General features: G+C 56.9%; 16 protein-coding genes, 1 other RNA gene and 1 pseudogene. 2 read left to right on the plus strand and 16 right to left on the minus strand.

The window, feature by feature from the left end; all coding sequences use genetic code 11:
• The first annotated feature begins 114 nt into the window (after positions 1-114).
• Positions 115-366 (plus strand): helix-turn-helix transcriptional regulator, encoded by a 252-nt coding sequence (locus ACWGZX_RS18190; protein WP_452624872.1) that lies wholly within the window; start codon positions 115-117, stop codon positions 364-366.
• Between the two features lie 249 nt (positions 367-615).
• Here ACWGZX_RS18190 and ACWGZX_RS18195 read toward each other — a convergent pair whose 3' ends face one another.
• From ACWGZX_RS18195 to ACWGZX_RS18215, 5 genes are all read right to left on the minus strand, one after another.
• A complete protein-coding gene (locus ACWGZX_RS18195) occupies positions 616-1,023 on the minus strand; it encodes a PIN-like domain-containing protein (RefSeq protein ID WP_452624873.1) in 408 nt (135 codons plus the stop codon).
• Positions 1,020-1,712, minus strand: a complete 693-nt coding sequence (locus ACWGZX_RS18200; protein ID WP_452624874.1) for a DUF433 domain-containing protein — start codon at positions 1,710-1,712, stop codon at positions 1,020-1,022. Before ACWGZX_RS18200 ends, ACWGZX_RS18195 begins: the two co-directional genes overlap by 4 nt.
• 319 nt (positions 1,713-2,031) lie before the next feature.
• Positions 2,032-2,280, minus strand: coding sequence for a hypothetical protein (locus tag ACWGZX_RS18205; protein WP_452624875.1), 249 nt, complete (start codon positions 2,278-2,280; stop codon positions 2,032-2,034).
• Between the two features lie 31 nt (positions 2,281-2,311).
• On the minus strand, positions 2,312-2,698 hold the full coding sequence (locus ACWGZX_RS18210; RefSeq protein ID WP_452624876.1) for a DUF6124 family protein: 387 nt from the start codon (positions 2,696-2,698) through the stop codon (positions 2,312-2,314).
• 342 nt (positions 2,699-3,040) lie between these two features.
• Positions 3,041-3,958, minus strand: coding sequence for a hypothetical protein (locus ACWGZX_RS18215; protein WP_452624877.1), 918 nt, complete (start codon positions 3,956-3,958; stop codon positions 3,041-3,043).
• 146 nt (positions 3,959-4,104) lie between these two features.
• Between ACWGZX_RS18215 and ACWGZX_RS18220 the strand changes: the two genes are divergently transcribed.
• Positions 4,105-4,527 carry an organic hydroperoxide resistance protein gene (locus ACWGZX_RS18220; protein ID WP_452624878.1) on the plus strand — a complete coding sequence of 141 codons (423 nt, stop codon included), beginning with the start codon at positions 4,105-4,107 and terminating at the stop codon, positions 4,525-4,527.
• 122 nt (positions 4,528-4,649) lie between these two features.
• Here ACWGZX_RS18220 and ACWGZX_RS18225 read toward each other — a convergent pair.
• The 11 genes and pseudogenes from ACWGZX_RS18225 to ACWGZX_RS18275 form a co-directional block, all read right to left on the minus strand.
• Positions 4,650-4,988, minus strand: a pseudogene (locus tag ACWGZX_RS18225) (DUF6124 family protein); the annotation flags it as partial.
• Positions 4,989-5,115: 127 nt separating this feature from the next.
• Positions 5,116-5,319, minus strand: coding sequence for a hypothetical protein (locus tag ACWGZX_RS18230; RefSeq protein ID WP_452624879.1), 204 nt, complete (start codon positions 5,317-5,319; stop codon positions 5,116-5,118).
• Positions 5,320-5,726: 407 nt separating this feature from the next.
• Positions 5,727-6,266 (minus strand): class I SAM-dependent methyltransferase, encoded by a 540-nt coding sequence (locus ACWGZX_RS18235; protein ID WP_452624880.1) that lies wholly within the window; start codon positions 6,264-6,266, stop codon positions 5,727-5,729.
• Between the two features lie 287 nt (positions 6,267-6,553).
• On the minus strand, positions 6,554-6,763 hold the full coding sequence (locus ACWGZX_RS18240) for a hypothetical protein (RefSeq protein ID WP_452624881.1): 210 nt from the start codon (positions 6,761-6,763) through the stop codon (positions 6,554-6,556).
• Positions 6,764-6,943: 180 nt separating this feature from the next.
• Positions 6,944-7,337: a transfer-messenger RNA gene (gene ssrA / locus ACWGZX_RS18245) on the minus strand.
• A 97-nt stretch (positions 7,338-7,434) separates the two neighbouring features.
• Complete coding sequence (locus ACWGZX_RS18250; RefSeq protein WP_452624882.1) at positions 7,435-7,707, minus strand: hypothetical protein; 273 nt, start codon at positions 7,705-7,707, stop codon at positions 7,435-7,437.
• Positions 7,708-7,907: 200 nt separating this feature from the next.
• Complete coding sequence (locus ACWGZX_RS18255) at positions 7,908-10,718, minus strand: FAD-binding and (Fe-S)-binding domain-containing protein (RefSeq protein ID WP_452624883.1); 2,811 nt, start codon at positions 10,716-10,718, stop codon at positions 7,908-7,910.
• A complete protein-coding gene (locus ACWGZX_RS18260; RefSeq protein WP_452624884.1) occupies positions 10,715-11,386 on the minus strand; it encodes a LutC/YkgG family protein in 672 nt (223 codons plus the stop codon). Before ACWGZX_RS18260 ends, ACWGZX_RS18255 begins: the two co-directional genes overlap by 4 nt.
• On the minus strand, positions 11,386-12,840 hold the full coding sequence (locus tag ACWGZX_RS18265; protein ID WP_452624885.1) for a LutB/LldF family L-lactate oxidation iron-sulfur protein: 1,455 nt from the start codon (positions 12,838-12,840) through the stop codon (positions 11,386-11,388). Before ACWGZX_RS18265 ends, ACWGZX_RS18260 begins: the two co-directional genes overlap by 1 nt.
• Entirely contained in the window at positions 12,837-13,661 is an 825-nt protein-coding gene (locus ACWGZX_RS18270; protein ID WP_452624886.1) for a (Fe-S)-binding protein, read from the minus strand. The genes ACWGZX_RS18265 and ACWGZX_RS18270 overlap by 4 nt, the downstream gene beginning before the upstream one ends.
• Positions 13,662-13,812: 151 nt before the next feature.
• The gene (locus ACWGZX_RS18275; protein ID WP_452624887.1) at positions 13,813-15,507 is read right to left on the minus strand and encodes a lactate permease LctP family transporter; all 1,695 of its coding nucleotides are present in this window, start codon (positions 15,505-15,507) and stop codon (positions 13,813-13,815) included.
• Positions 15,508-15,576: the final 69 nt, after the last annotated feature.

Genomic DNA, 15,576 nt, shown 5'->3' on the forward strand with positions numbered 1-15,576 from the left:
GATTAACAGGCGATTGGGTGGAAAATCAGCAAAAAGTCCGAGACCCAGTCATTCTGAGTATTCAGAGTGTTATGTATACGATACTTTGGGTTATGAATGTTACGGTAACGGCACATGGACTATTCACTGATCATCTCCCGCCTCGGTAAGCAAATTCGAGAAAAACGTATCAATCGTGGCCTGACGCAAGTCCAGCTCGCCGAACTCGCGGGGCTGACACGACAAAAAGTCATCGCGGTAGAAAAAGGCACCCTTAGCGTCGGGATGATCGCTTTCGCGCGAATTCTGGCTGCGCTGGATTGTGAGTTATCGGCCATTCCAGCGGCGATGCCGACGCTTGAAGAGCTTGGGGATCTGTTTGAATGAAAATGACATTCTCTGAATGTCACCCAGAAGGCAATAGCGGCAGAATCTTCAGCGCGCATCCAGAAATTGTTAGCGGCGCTGGAGGTCGTGCTTGACCGCTATCCGCAGCATCGAGAACGGCCCCCTCATGTTGTAAGTGCCATCCAACGAGCGGCTGCGCCATTTCTGCTGACGTTTGGGTAAGTTGTTTCGAGGATAGGAAGGGGCGAGGAGGCTTCTCAACAGCAATCATTAAGTGAATGGAGAGCGTTAAATTTTTATCTGATCAAATTTCCCATGGGCAGGAAACTTCCACGGTACGCGGAACGCGGCACCGCCTCTGATCAGATTCGCTTGAGCGGTGATTGCAGGCCACCAACGCACCAAGTTATGAGCCTTGTTCCAATAGGACTCATTTCCCCAATGCTTGGCCAGGCAAAAAACGGGTAGTCCAGATTCGCGAAACGCTCGTTTTTCTATATCGCCCTTTGTAAATTTATCTTGTGAGATTACCGCCCAGCCGCCTTCGTTACTCAGCACTGAAATCCAGTCAACGTCGGTGGTGTTTTGCGGAAATTTATCTCGCAGTGGCAATACCGAATGGCCTTCTACTTTAGTCAACTCATTCAATGCACGGGCCAATGCGGGAGGAAGGTTATTATCCAGCAAGAAGTTCAAGCGGCGTTCCTTTGCTCAAAGTGCACCGCGGCTTCAACGGCTGCCGTAGAAATTTCATAGAGAAGTGCCACCCGTTTGGTGTCTTTTCCCTCTGTTTTATAAGCGCTAAAAATCGTCGCCGTATCGATTCCCGCAGCTGTGAGAACGGGTTTGCCAAAATTTCGAGATGGGTCCAGAACGATGGCTTTACTGCTTTCGACGGGGTACCAACGCTGAGCCGCCTCTGATTCCGTGTAGTCAATGCCCTCGTATAGAGAAGGTTTAATTACCTGCTCGAAGGCATATTGACGCTTTATCAGATCCAGAAGGGACTCATCCCCTGTTTCACTCAGGACGGTGGCGAAAATGCTTCGGCCGTCGGTTTGAAAACGTTTGCAGGTAAATGGATAGGCTTGGTTAAACAGTTCTTTTGCTTGCTGTGAGGCATTGCGGATGGCTTGCAGGCTGACACCGTGCTGGCGGAAGGCATGGACGAAACGAATTTCCAGGAGGTCATGAAAGCCAAGAACGCCCTCATTCAAGTCAGACAGTTCTGAGTTCCAAATTCCCGGATATTGAACACCATGCGCGGTATATCCAAATAGCCACCGGCGAATATCGGCAGCCGGAATCCCCGTGTAAAGGGAGGCTTCTGCCGGTGTGTATAAGCCAATACCGACAAGGCGGCTAGGCAGTTTGATCGTTAGCAATATGGCCTCCTTGTCAGTAGGTGGTTCGGCGAAGTGATTCTGGTGGGAAGGACGATCTCAAGCAACCGGTCGTGGACGAACAGCCACTTTGTTGGTTCAGCGTAGGTCTAAAGGTTGATCGGCACAATCAGCTCAGAGTCGTTAAGGTTTGAAGGAAATTTCCGATGAGCCTGTCCTTTAATTCGCCCGCAAGATGACCAGGAGTGAGCTGAGTCTGTTGGCTGGAAACGATCTGCTGAGTTGAAACCAAAAAAGCACCTGCGATGTTTTCGTCAGGTGCTTTCGTTATTGATGAGCTGCAGCCATTTCGTTACTTCGTCTAAACCTGTGCCCGCAATCGTCGACCGACGACATCCATCAAATCACAGCCATCGCGTAGCGAAGTCACCAGTACCCGCGCCAGTTCGCTGTGAACACCCTCGCCAAACGCGATGCTCTCTAGCAATTGGGTCGCGGTACGGATGCGGTAAGCCGCGGTTTCGTGCAATACGTCCAGCGGTGCTTCGGTGTCGATCAGTAACGACGCGATGTTGCAGTCGATGCCGGTGATAGGCATGTATCGATCCATGACAAACTCTCCATTCGGTAAAAGAACGCGATTACTCAGTGGTGACTGCTGGACGAACCTCAGGCAGCCCATCAGGAGGATCGAGGTTGTCCAGTGCGCGGTTTACCAACAGCTCCGCCAGTACGCTCAACTGCTGAATTGCCAGTGCCACATTGCGACGCGAGCCTTCGAGTTCACAGGCGAGGTCGGTGGTCATGACGTTGAGCGAGGCGAGGGTTTCGCAGGCGTGAGCGAGCAAGGTGGGAGTGTCGATTTCGGGGAGGAGGGTGAAGACGTGGCTGATGGGGTCGGGGCGTTTTGGGTGGCGCAGGCGAGCGCTGACGGTGCTTTCGGTGGTATCAGAGAGTTGGGTCAAATCGGGAGTGTCTGCATCTTGAAGTGCCGCAGATTCGGGTGGATTTGGAGTGATTTTTTTCATTTTGAGTTTCCTCACACTATTGATAAGAGCTACCAATCCCCTGCTGTCAAACAGGATCGGGTGGCAGCTGTACGCGGGTTGACAGACCGGAAGTGTGAGAACCCGGTGCACCCGAAGATGCCCCGCGCACAGCCGCCATAACAAGATTGCATGCGCGTGAGCATGCCGCCCGGTCAGGAGGAGTGAAAGGTTACACTTTTTAGCCTGTCAAAGCCGATCGCTGTTTTGTAGCGACATCTGAAGGCTATCGACGCAGAACCGCTTCCGCCAGTTCATGAAAGTCGATACGAGTTGCGGGAAGTTTCCTAGGACGGTGACTACATTCCTACAAGGCTCAAATTTTCAATATTCAGTGACCTCATCCCCCCTCAAAACCCACCCCGCCTCCCCAGCCACCAACCTGTACTGAACCTGTCGCATCTTCCCCGTCCTTCCCGCCCCAGCCTCAGGACTGTCATAAACCGGAAACCGTCGCACCAACGTGTTCTCCACCACCGCAAACTCTTCTTCCCCCTGATACCCCTCCGCCATTTTCGCGTTCTCACTAACGGCCGGAAGATAAATCTCGCCCAGCGATTTTTTGCGGTTGGCCGAGTAGGCAACCAGCTCCCCCGGCATCCCGCGCCCAGGTGATCGGGCGAAGATGTAAATCTCTGGTGAGCCATCGCGATCAAGGTCAGCGACTTCCGCGCGTGCGATGTTGCCTGTGATCGGTCGAGTGATCTCCGAGTTGTCGATTTCCAATCCTTGAGGCGAGATGCGCACCACAGGATTTCCGTCGTCCCATTCCCCCTTTACATGAAAACGTATGCCTTGCAGTTCGAGAGTCTGATCAAACGGTTGGGCGCTGTCCGTCGTGGGGCTGAGGTTCAATGAAAGGCTGTAATAGGCTATCTCGTTGCGCCGAGCAGCGTTGCGCATGAGGTATACCCGAACCGTATATTGGCCATCGACGGGCAACGGGCCCATGAAGTGGTTGCCCATGATCGATCCGTTGAACAGCGCAGAGTCGGCCCCCTTGGCGGTGATGTTGAAGTAGGCGGATGCGTTGGAAGGCTTGAGGTCGACGGTCAGTATCTGGCCTGCTTTTGCACTGACGCGGTACTGCGCGGTGAGTGGGCCTTTGATCGATTGCTTGAACTTGACGCTATCGGCGCCTTTGTCGAAAGGGACTTGCTCGACACGAGGTGCGAGCTCGGTGGTGGCGTGTGCAAACGTGGAAACCACGGCCAACAGAACGGCGTTGATCCAGCGTTTCATGTTTTTTTCCTGAGAGGATCTGGAGCGAAAGGATAGATAAAACCCTGCGAGTCTGCGAAGACGCAAAACCGACAAACGTCACCTGTGAGCAGATGCTGCGCTGCTAGGCTTGCCTACTCTGTTGTTTCCTATCAGGAGTCACGGTCATGAGTACTGCACTGGAAACCGTTCTGTACACCGCAAAAACCCACACCGTCGGCGGCCGCACCGGTACCGGCAAGTCCAGCGATGGCGAAATCGATGTCACCTTCAGCTCCCCTGGCTCGGGCACGCGCGGCACCAATCCGGAGCAACTGTTTGCCCTCGGGTATTCAGCCTGTTTCATCGGTGCGATCCAGGTGGCGGCGGGCAAGATGAAAATCAAATTGCCGGAAGACACATCGGTGGATGCCGAGGTGGATCTGGGTAAAACCAATGGCGGGGATTTTCAGTTGGCGGTCAGGTTGAACGTCAACATTCCCGGGTTGGACGCTGGAGTGAAGCGTGAACTGGCTGAAGCTGCGCATCAGATCTGCCCGTATTCGCGGATGACGCGCGGGCATGTAGAGGTGGAGTTGAAGGTCGTTTAAATTCCGGCTCACACTGGACTTGCCTTTGTGGGAGTGAGCCTGCTCGCGATGGCGATTATTCATTCGACATGAATGTCGCCTGACACTACGCCATCGCGAGCAGGCTCGCTCCCACAGGTGGATCAGCGGTGTGGCGACGATCTCGGCACTTCAATGTTATCCAGCATCCGATACACCGCCAGTTCCGCCAGCATCACAATCTGCTGAATCGCCATCGCCATCGCCATCGCCGTATGCCGGTGCGGCCCTTCCAGATACCCCGCAAAATTACTCGTCATCACACTCGCCGAAGCCAGGGACTCACAGGCATGCGCCAACAGGTCTTCGTCTTTGATATCCGGCGAAACGAAAAACATCGTGCTTGGCTTGCGGGCCACGGGTGATTTGAGGGCGGAGGGATTGAGGTAGTGATTGAGCGCGCGGTCGGCGGCGTCGTTGAGCTTTTTGGAATCGGGGGATTCTGTTTCCTACCAGTATTCCGGCGGTCCCTGAAGCCTACGGACTCTGCTTCCCACACAACAACCGTCAATACGTGTCGGAAACAATCCCCAAACTCACGAGAGCTGTAGGACCTGTCCCTTGCTGACACTAGTTCGAAGCCCCAACCCCAAACTTCAACCCACCCCAACTCCAATCCTTCGACTGCTTCGAATAACAGCCCGGCTGATTGGCAGGCTCGGCATCACAGGCAATCCGCCCGTTCTTGCTGGTGTCGGTGGTGCGGTCGTTGTAGTACGCACAACCGGACGACAGGGAGAGGGTTAACGCGACAATCAGCATTTTGTATTTCATGGCGCCATCCTTGGGAGAAGTAGTACAGCGTAGGTCTGATTGTGTTGAACCGTCCAATGAAGTTACAGAGTACAACCCGGTCGATTTCATTGTGTGCTTGATAGGATGCTCCCAAAGCCTGACGGCCAGCCCGTCTGTTCGATCCAGTGATCGACGAGCGTCCGGATGCCATCGATAAGCTATTGCGGCGGGGCGAAGCTGTGCTGCATGTCTACGATCAGGAGGGCTTGGCGCATGGGGGGCGGGGTACTCAGGCGAAGTAACGCATTCTGCTTGCGCGCTCGCTTGTAAACAAAAAAACACCCGGCGCAGTGCATCGGGTGATTTCTATTCTTGAGTCAGGAAGCCAGGGCTCAGCCTTGCCTGGAAGATGCTGAGCTTTGGATCATTCTTCCCTCTTGGGGTTGTTATTGGCGTACCGCATAAAGCTCCATTTGGGCTTTATACCGGTTCGGAACTGCGAAATCGACAACGGCAAAACCACTGTCGATCAAGAGTGCAACGAGTCGGTCGCGACTGAAATTATGGTAATGCTCGATTTCCAACCAGTAAGGGTTGGCTTTCTCCGCATCCATGAGTTTCCAGCTCGAAGATGTCAAATCAGGCAGGCTGATAACAATCACTTCACCAGGGCGAAGTACTTGCGCTGCTTTGCGTAAGGCTTCAAGCGGGTAAGGCATGTGTTCAAGAACATCCATCATGGACAGTACATCGGGCACGACCTCAAATTGCAGTGTCATGAAGTCATGTTGCAGTGCATTGAAGCCCAGGTTCTGAATCTGGCTGACGGTTTCGGCGCGGGCATCCAGGCCTATTGCCGAAAACCCGTAGTCTCCGGCCGTCATGACGAGCGCACCGTCGCCGCACCCCACGTCCACCCAGACCGGCCGGCTGGCCTGATTCACTACCGCCCCAAAACCACCCAGCAACCCCACGACCTTATCCACTACAGGCGTCCAGATAGCTCGCTTGGTGTCATGGTAGAAGAGAGGGCTGCAACATTCAGCCGATGACCTCCGTTGGCCACTACTGCAAGGCCTACAAGGACGCGATTCCCTATGGCTGCTCGGTTCTTGAGTGCGATAACGCGCAAGCTGCCGCGAGGCAGACCTTGAAGCTGGGGCAGCACGATTTCTTCAAGGATGTGCCATGACTTCCATCTGGCTGCTCATCCTTTATATAGGGGTTGTACTCGGTCGGCAGGACGCCGGAGGTGGGATTTGACAGCGGGCAGTCACTCCGGCGCCATCATTACCGCAAGCGTCATTTTGATGAACTCTTCATTCTTGTCGATAGTGTCCATGGCGCCGCGCACGTTGTCGGCAACGTCGGCCGATCCGCACTGCTCGACCCAGTTCGACAGCTCCATGATGGCAGTCTCAAGGGCTAGCTGGTTTTCATTGAGCTTGAAGAGCAGTGAAGGGAGTAGGTCTGAGTTCGGCATGGGATTTCCTCCGTGTCGTAAATCAGCGTAGCAGGGAGGGACTGGGTCGGCAGAACGCCGGAGGAAGGATGTTGCTGAAAAGTCGCAGAGGCCTGTAGGAATCCACAACAATCGTCAGCAACATGTGAAACCCCAGATGCAACAAAGCCCGCACTGGGCGGGCTTCGTTGGTGTCTCAATTGGTGGAGCCGGGGGGATTTGAACCCCCGTCCGCCAGTACTCCGCTGTCGGTACTACATGCGTAGCCGTGTCTATTAAGTTAACCCTCAGCGACCCGACGGGCAGGGTGCTTTGGGCGAGTTGTGTAAGTTTTAGCCGCTTCGTCCACAACGTACTGCACGGCGATTCTGTTCTATATGACAATCACTTTGGGTTTACAGACATCCCCTGATGATTGCTGGACCCGAAGGTACCAGGAGGGAAGGGCTAAGGCTGCTTACGCAGCGAGAGCGTATTCCCCGTAGGTTTCGTCATTGGCAACTATAGAAAGTTGCAACAGTGGATTTACGAGTTCTGTTACCAACTCGGCATGCACCTAAAGTTTCGCGACCGGCGTCGAATCCTAAACGGCCCCGAGCCTGCTGCTCTGTAAATCAAAGTGAGCAACAAGCCTGCGCAGTGTACGCCAACAAGGCGTAGAAGGCCAACCCGAAGGTTGGCCCTGAGCTGATTTACTTCCCGCCTTTGTGCGCGTCAGTGACCGCCTTGATGATGTCGTTGGTCTCGTCTATGCAAGCTTTAGTACCTTCCTTTGTGCCTTTTGCCTGGTCGGCTTTAGCTTGCGCGACGGAGGCCTTTACCTGATCTGCCATTTCTGGAGGAATCTGTGTCGTGCCGTTTTGGATGGTTTGCAGGTTGACTGCGCAGAGGTCTTCTGCGGCGAACGAAGTGGAAGCCATCATTGAAGCAGTAATGAACAGACCTAACAGAACAGAATGATTCATGTGTATCTCCTTGAGCAGAAGGGCCAGGCATTGCCGGCCATCAAATCGGCTACCGAGTATTGGGAAGGTCCCACATTAGCGGGACTTGATCAGTGGACTGCGGCGGCACATCAGGGTTCTGTTTTTCTGCTGTAGAGCTGTCGATTCCGGCAAGAACATCAAGATAGGCACATCAATGCACCTTCCTTGAGGCTCTGCTATCACAGCACCCTAGCCTTGGTAACGCGATCCACCAGATAGACTAGTCCGTGGTAGTCAATGCCGCCATGTTTCGTCAGACCGATCTCACAGGTGCGGCTGGTAGAAATGCCCTCGCTGCATTGTTGCACCGCGTCCTTGAGCGTGCGCAGCGAATGGGCATTCAGTTCCGGCGTGGTGAAACCCTTGTCTCCAGCGAACCCGCAGCAGTGAATGCCTTCCGGAATGACCACGGTTTTGCTGCACTTGCGCGCCAGATCGATCAACGCCTGGCTCTCGCCCAGATGCTGGGTGCTGCAGGTGACGTGCACCGCAATCGGCGCGTCCTGGGGAGTGAAATCCAGACGATCCATCAAATGCGTGCGGATGAAACGCACCGGGTCGTACAGGTCCAGTCGAACTTCGCCCAAATCCTCAACCAGCCGTAAGGTGCAAGGACTGGTGTCGCAGTAAATCGGGTCGAGACCGCCGCGACTGGCGTGCAGCAAGGCGCCGATCAGTTCCTGCCGTTTGTGTTCTGCCTGTTCGGCGTAACCTTTGGAAGCAAATGGCTGGCCGCAGCAAAGGTTGTCCTGATTGTCCGGGAAGACCACTTGGTAACCGGCCTTTTCCAGCAGCCTGCGGGTTTTGTCGTACAGCGACATTTGCTCTTTATCACCCGCCGCCGGGCCCATTACCCGCGATACACAGGCCGCCAGGTACACCACCCGGGGGCGCTCGTCCGACACGGTCGGGCTGAAACGAGTCGCTTTTTCCGGCTGCGGCATAGCGTTGGTCCATTGCGGGATCTGACCTTTGGACAACTTGGTCAGCGTCGCCGAGAGTTTCGCCAGGCGTGGTGCTCCCAACAGCATCCGCGCGCCATTGGCGACGTGCAGGGTGAATCGGGCGCCTTGCAGCGCGGTGGCGAAATTGCTTTCCAGCCAGTTGGCGGTTTTCGTACGCGTTGCGTTACGGCTGCGGAGCTTTTTCACCAACTCGCCGGTATTGATGCCTACAGGGCAGCGCTGCGCACAAAGACCGGTGGCCGCGCAGGTTTCGATTCCTTGGTATTCGTAAGCCGCTTCGAGTTCGGTGGTGTCGACGCCGGCGCGCTTTTTAGCCTGAATATCCCGCCAGATCACGATGCGCTGGCGCGGACTCAGGGTCAGGCCTTTCGACGGGCACACCGGCTCGCAGAAACCGCATTCGATGCACTTATCCACAATCTCATCGGCGGCCGGCAACGGCTTCAGGTGCTTGAGGTGGATTTGCGGGTCTTCGCTGAGCACTACGTCCGGGTTGAGAATGCCGTTGGGGTCGAGCAGGCGTTTGAGCTGCCACATCAACTGGTAGGCATCGCTGCCCCATTCCAGCTCGACGAAGGGCGCCATGTTGCGTCCGGTGCCGTGTTCAGCCTTCAGCGAGCCGCCGAATTCCACCGCCACCAACTGCGCCACGTCGTCCATGAACGCCTGATAGCGTGCGACTTCTTCCGGATTGTTGAAACCTTGGGTGAAGACGAAATGCAGATTGCCTTCCAGTGCGTGTCCGAAAAGGATCGCTTCGTCGTAGTGATGTTTGTCGAACAACTCGATCAGGCGGTTTACGCCGATGGCCAGTTGTTCCACCGGGAAGGTCACGTCTTCGATGATCACCGTGGTGCCGGTTTTGCGCACGGCGCCGACGGCGGGGAAGGTGTCTTTACGGATCGCCCAGAGGCGGGCGTTTTCCACCGGGTCTTCGGTGAAGTCGACCTGTTTCTCCACCGGGAACGAGGTCAGTGACGCCATGATCTGCGCCAGTTGTTCCTGCAGCAAGGTGGACGATGCTGCGCGGGATTCGATCAGCAACGCGCAGGCATTGTTCGACAGGTGCTGTACGAAAGCGGGCATGCCAGGTTTGCTCTGTACCGAGCGCAGGCTGCGACGGTCCAGAAGTTCCACGGCCGACACCGGTTGGCTTTTCAGCACGGTTACGGCGTTACAGCAGGTTTCCACGTCCGGGAACACGATCAGCGCCGACGCCTTGTTCGGGTGGTCAATCACCGTGTCGTACGTCACCGCACTGATAAAGCCGAGGGTGCCTTCGGAGCCCACCAGCAAGTGGCTCAAGATATCCACAGGCTCGTCGAAGTCCACCAGCGCATTGAGTGACAGGCCGGTGGTATTTTTCAGACGGTATTTGTGGCGGATTCTTGCAGCCAGTTCGGCATTGGCGCGAGTCTCGCGGCCCAAGGTGGCCAGGCGTTCAAGCAGTGAGGCATGGCTTTGACAAAACGCTGCCACACTGGCCGTGTCTTCGGTATCGAGGCGGCTGCCGTCGGCCAGCACCAGTCGAATACCGGCCAGCGTATGGTAGGTGTTCTGCGCCGTGCCGCAGCACATGCCGCTAGCGTTGTTGGCGACGATGCCGCCAATTTTGCAGGCGTTGATCGAGGCCGGGTCCGGGCCGATCTTGCGTCCGAACGGTGCCAGCCAGGCGTTGGCCTGCGCGCCGATCACGCCCGGTTGCAGGCGGATTTGCATGCCTTGGCCTCGGATCTCGCGGCCGTTCCAGTTATCCCCCAGCACGATTAATACCGAATCACTGATGGCCTGGCCAGACAGGCTGGTGCCAGCGGCGCGGAAGGTCACCGGGACCTGGTCCCGTTGCGCCAGTTTGAGCAACGCGACCACCTCGTCTTCCGACTCGACCCGAATCACCAGTTGCGGAATCAGTCGATAGAAACTGGCGTCAGTGCCGAAGGCCAAGGTCGACAGCGGGTCGTCGAAACGTCGCTCTTGGGGGATCAGTTGCTGTGCATCTCTCAGGAAAGCCGCCGGTAGACTCATTGGTCCTCCAGGATCAAAACCACCAAGTCTTTCGGACCGTGCGCGCCGTAGGCCAGGATTTGTTCAATGTCTGCGGTTTTTGACGGGCCGGACACCAACAAAGCATTAGTCGGCATGCCTTGGGCCCATTCGAATTCCTGCTGCACCTGATAGAAGTTGTCGCGGATTTCACTGGCCTTGAGCAGGGCGAAATGCACCGGCGGTACCAGGCTCATCAAGCGCGGTTCTTCTCGCGTCGGCCAGAGAATCAGGCTGCCGGTGGCGGCGATTGCGCCGAGAGTGCCGGTGAGGCTGGCCGGGGTGTCGTTGAATAACTCGGCTTTCCACTCTTCAACCGGGCGGTCGTAGGCCTTGAGCGTCGGCAGCCCCGTATTATTCGCCCAATGTTGTGAGAGGCGTTGCCCGTGAGGCGTCGTCGGCGCGATCAACAGGCTTGGTAACTGACGATCCCGCAACAACTGGGCCAGCAGCGAAGGCCAACCTTCGCCCGACGTCAGATGGATTTCGGTGTGCACAGCTTCCATCAGTTTGCGTAACTGCGGGATGCGTTGCTCGGGCGTGTAGGTGTAGGGCGCTGTCACCAGTTCGACGTCGAACTCGTCAGGCACAGGCGTGGTGCCAGTCAGACTTTTGCGTAACTTGGCGAGGATGTTTTGCTTGGCGCTCATCAGCGGTCTCCCTGTTTGCCCAGATGTTCGCGGGCCATGTTGTGCAGTGAGCGGGCAGCGGGTTTTGGTGCGCTGTGGTTTTGCGTCCACGGGCCGACATTGTTCGGCGTCAGCGCGCGCAGGCGAGTGGCTAAGAAACCGAACAGGCGATACAACGTCGGCGAGCTGTTGAGCATGGCCCAGGCGTTCCAGATAAACCGTTCCTTGCGCGAGTATTTGCTGCCTTGACCGCGCATGACTTGATGCGGGCTGTCCGGCGCTTTGACGTTCTCTTCCCGCAGGCGACGCAGCAGGGCAGGGATAGGGATTTTTACCGGGCAGACTTCGCCGCAAGCGCCGCAAAGGGATGAAGCGCTGGGGTGGTCCGGCACTTTCGCCAGGCCGACCATATGCGGCGTGATGATTTTTCCGATAGGCCCAGGGTAAACCTCCCCATAGGCGTGGCCGCCGATTCGGGTGTAGACCGGGCAATGATTCATACAGGCGCCGCAGCGGATGCAGTTCAGGGTCTGACGCAGTTCGCTGTCGGCAAACGCCTGGCTACGACCGTTGTCGAGCAACACCAGGTGCACTTCCTGAGGACCGTCGAGCTCATGCTCCTTGCGTGGGCCGGAGATCATGTTGACGTAGGTGGTGATCGGAATGCCCAGCGCCGAGCGGGTCAGCAGCGACAACAGCGGCACCACGTCGCGCAGGTTTTCCACGACTTTTTCAATGCCGGTTACGGCAATGTGCACTGGGGGTACGGCGGTGGTCATGCGACCATTGCCTTCGTTTTCCACCAGCAACAGGGTGCCGGTTTCGGCCACGGCGAAGTTGACGCCAGAGACGCCGATGTCCGCTTCGAAGAATTTTTGCCGCAAGACTCTGCGACCAATCTGAATGAGTTGGTCAACGTCCTTGGTATATTCCACGCCAAGTTTGTCGTGGAACAAGGACGCGACCTGACCGGCATTCTTGTGGATCGCCGGCATAATAATGTGTGAAGGCTTCTCGTGGTCGAGCTGGACGATGTACTCCCCCATGTCCGACTCCAGGCATTCAATGCCTTGAGCTTCGAGGACATGGTTCATCTCCATCTCTTCGCTGACCATTGATTTGCCCTTGATCACTTGCCGCCCCTCGTGAGCGCGGATGATCGAGAGGACGATGCCATTGGCTTCGTCCACCGTTTCCGCCCAGTGCACTGTCACACCGTTGCGGGTCAGGTTCTGTTCAAGTTGCTCGAGCAGGTCGGGCAACTTGGATAACGCACGGGCGCGGACAGCATTGCCCAGCGCTCGCAAATGTTCTCGCTCGTGGGCATCGCTGAAGGACGCTGCCCGCTTGGCCATCAGTGAATCCATCGCAGTGCGAAAGTTGTTTCGCAGTTGCTTGTCGTCCAAAGCCTTGTGGGCCCTGGCGCGGAAATCTTCTTCGACGCTGACCGTCGGAATAATCGTGGAAGTGCTCATCGGGCACCTCCGGTTCGCTGCCAAAGGAAACTGGCCAGGTGCTGGCCGCGCAACGCTTCCTTCTGTTTCTCCAGCGAGCCGTTGATGTTCATCAGGCAACCGCAGTCGGCACTGAGTACCTTGTGCGCGCCGGACTCCTTCAACGACCGGGTCTTGTCCGCCACCATCGCGCCAGAAATGTCTGGCATACGGACGCTGAATGTCCCGCCAAAGCCACAACATTCACTTTCGTGATCGTGATTGACCCGCTCCACGTTACTCAGTTGCGACAACAGCTCGCGACCATGCAGGTGAGTATTCATTTCACGGCGGGCCGAGCACGACGTGTGCAACGCCACTTTGACCGGCTCGCCGCTGTCCTTGAGCTGGACTTTGCAGACAAACAACAGGAACTCGGCCAGTTCATATGTCCTGGCCGCCAGGGCTTGAACCTGTTTCAACGTGTCCGGCTCGTCCTTGAACAAGTCGGCGTAGTGTTCGCGCAACATCCCGGCACAGGATCCCGACGGCACCACCACCGGAAAATCCCCAGCGAACAGCGCCAGTTGCGAGCGCGCCACCGTCCTTGCCTGCTCGGTGTAACCCGAGGTGTAGGCCGGTTGTCCGCAGCAGCTTTGCCCTTGCGGGTACTCGACACGAATGCCTTCGCGTTCCAGCAAGTGAATCGCGTCCATCCCGGCTTCCGGGTAGAACAAATCCACCACGCAGGTCCCGAACAGGTAGACCCGTGACGGTTTCTCGCTGGGGTACTGCCGAGGCTCGGGCAGTGGCGGGGCGACGCGGGTCGCGTTCGGCACAGCGTTGTAAAAAAGCTCGCTCATCAGGCGTGTCTCCGGGTGGTCCCGGTTATCCGTCCGCTGCGGCTGCTGAATATAGTGTGGGTAGCTTTCAGCAGCCTTGCAGACCGGGTTGTGAATTGCTGACGCCGGTATCGTGATCCGGCGTCGGTTTTTGCTTTTTAACGTGTAGTACTTAGTGCACCAGCATGCCGGTGAACCAGTAGGCCTGAGCCAAGGTGATCAAACCGACTATCGTTGCAAAGAATAGGCTGTGCTTGAGGGTGAAGCGGAACAGATCCGATTCCTTGCCCACCAGCCCGGTCGCGGCGCAGGCCACGGCAATCGATTGTGGCGAGATCATCTTGCCGGTCACGCCGCCACTGGTGTTCGCTGCTACCAGCAACACATCGTTGACGCCGATCTGGTGCGCGGTGGTCGCTTGCAACGAGCTGAACAGGGCGTTGGAGGAGGTGTCGGAACCGGTCAGGAACACACCCAGCCAGCCGAGGAGCGGCGAGAAGAACGGGAACGCTGCGCCGGTGCCGGCCAGTACCAGGGCCATGGTCGAGGACATACCGGAGTAGTTGGTGACGAAGGCAAATGCCAGCACCATGCCGATCGACAGAATCGGCCAGCGCAGCTCGTAGAAGGTCTCTCTCAAAGTGGTCAGACCAGTTTTTATGTTGATCCTCAATATCAGCATCGAGATCAGCGCGGAGAAGAAAATAGCAGTGCCGGTTGCGGAGATCGGATCGAGTTTGAACACCGCCGGAATAGCGGTTGGAGCCGCTACGATAGGTGCAACCTTGATCACCATTTGATCCAGGTGCGGGATGGCGAAGTTGAACACCCAGCTGTACATCGAACCGCCGGCCGCGAACATCGCCTTGAACGGTTTCAGGGTCCAGATGGTGACCAGCACGGTGAGGATCAGGAACGGCGACCAGGCTTTGATGATTTCCAGGAGGCTGTAAGGCGAAGCGACGGTGGTGCGCTTCTGGCCGAAACCACCGGAGCTGGCGGTCACCACGGACGCCGAGACGGCACCGACGATGTGCTGGCCGGCGGCACGTTTCGGTTGCCAGACTTTGAGGAACAGGGTCAGGGAAATCAGGCTCACCAAGGCCGAGGTGATGTCTGGCAGTTCCGGGCCAATGAAGTTTGAAGTGAAGTATTGGGTAATGGCAAAGCTCAAACCGGCCACCAGCGCGGCAGGCCAGGTTTCCTTGACGCCGCGCATGCCGTCCATCATGAACACCAGCCAGAACGGCACGAACAGCGACAGCAGCGGCAGTTGGCGACCGGTCATGGCGCCGATCTTGAACGCGTCGATGCCGGTCACTTGCCCGGCGACGATGATTGGAATCCCCAAGGCACCAAATGCGACGGGCGCGGTGTTGGCGATCAGGCATAGGCCGGCCGCATACAGCGGATTGAAGCCCAGACCGACGAGCAGTGCTGCGGTGATTGCTACCGGTGCACCGAAACCAGCGGCGCCTTCGAGGAACGCACCGAAGCAGAACCCGATCAGCAACACCTGCAAGCGCTGGTCGTCGGTGATCGACAGTACCGAACTGCGGATCACTTCAAACTGGCCGCTCTTGACCGTCAGTTTGTAGAGGAACACGGCCGCCACAATGATCCAGGCGATGGGCCACAGACCGTAAGCAAAGCCATAACCGGCGGCGGCGAACGCCATGTCGACCGGCATCTGGAAGGCAAAGATCGCGACGGCAATGGATAACGCCAGGGTGATGCTGCCGGCCACGTGGCCTTTGAGGCGGAACACCGCCAACGCCAGGAAGAAAAACACGATAGGGATAACGGCCGCGAGGGCGGAGACGCCGAGACTGCCGAGCGGGGTATAGAGCTGTTGCCAGGTTTGCATATGGGGTGGCCCCTAATTGTTGTTGGTCAGGCACTGCGCAGCGTTCTTGGTTAATTGGTAATACCAATT

It is taken from the genome of Pseudomonas sp. CLCA07, assembly GCF_053615335.1.

What these genes read in the sequence shown, in the direction of transcription:
- ACWGZX_RS18190 (WP_452624872.1), top strand. Translation starts at nt 115, where the DNA reads ATGGACTATTCACTGATCATCTCCCGCCTCGGTAAGCAAATTCGAGAA.
- ACWGZX_RS18205 (WP_452624875.1), bottom strand. Translation starts at nt 2,280, where the DNA reads ATGGATCGATACATGCCTATCACCGGCATCGACTGCAACATCGCGTCG.
- ACWGZX_RS18210 (WP_452624876.1), bottom strand. Translation starts at nt 2,698, where the DNA reads ATGAAAAAAATCACTCCAAATCCACCCGAATCTGCGGCACTTCAAGAT.
- ACWGZX_RS18215 (WP_452624877.1), bottom strand. Translation starts at nt 3,958, where the DNA reads ATGAAACGCTGGATCAACGCCGTTCTGTTGGCCGTGGTTTCCACGTTT.
- ACWGZX_RS18220 (WP_452624878.1), top strand. Translation starts at nt 4,105, where the DNA reads ATGAGTACTGCACTGGAAACCGTTCTGTACACCGCAAAAACCCACACC.
- ACWGZX_RS18230 (WP_452624879.1), bottom strand. Translation starts at nt 5,319, where the DNA reads ATGAAATACAAAATGCTGATTGTCGCGTTAACCCTCTCCCTGTCGTCC.
- ACWGZX_RS18240 (WP_452624881.1), bottom strand. Translation starts at nt 6,763, where the DNA reads ATGCCGAACTCAGACCTACTCCCTTCACTGCTCTTCAAGCTCAATGAA.
- ACWGZX_RS18250 (WP_452624882.1), bottom strand. Translation starts at nt 7,707, where the DNA reads ATGAATCATTCTGTTCTGTTAGGTCTGTTCATTACTGCTTCAATGATG.
- ACWGZX_RS18255 (WP_452624883.1), bottom strand. Translation starts at nt 10,718, where the DNA reads ATGAGTCTACCGGCGGCTTTCCTGAGAGATGCACAGCAACTGATCCCC.
- ACWGZX_RS18260 (WP_452624884.1), bottom strand. Translation starts at nt 11,386, where the DNA reads ATGAGCGCCAAGCAAAACATCCTCGCCAAGTTACGCAAAAGTCTGACT.
- ACWGZX_RS18265 (WP_452624885.1), bottom strand. Translation starts at nt 12,840, where the DNA reads ATGAGCACTTCCACGATTATTCCGACGGTCAGCGTCGAAGAAGATTTC.
- ACWGZX_RS18270 (WP_452624886.1), bottom strand. Translation starts at nt 13,661, where the DNA reads ATGAGCGAGCTTTTTTACAACGCTGTGCCGAACGCGACCCGCGTCGCC.
- ACWGZX_RS18275 (WP_452624887.1), bottom strand. Translation starts at nt 15,507, where the DNA reads ATGCAAACCTGGCAACAGCTCTATACCCCGCTCGGCAGTCTCGGCGTC.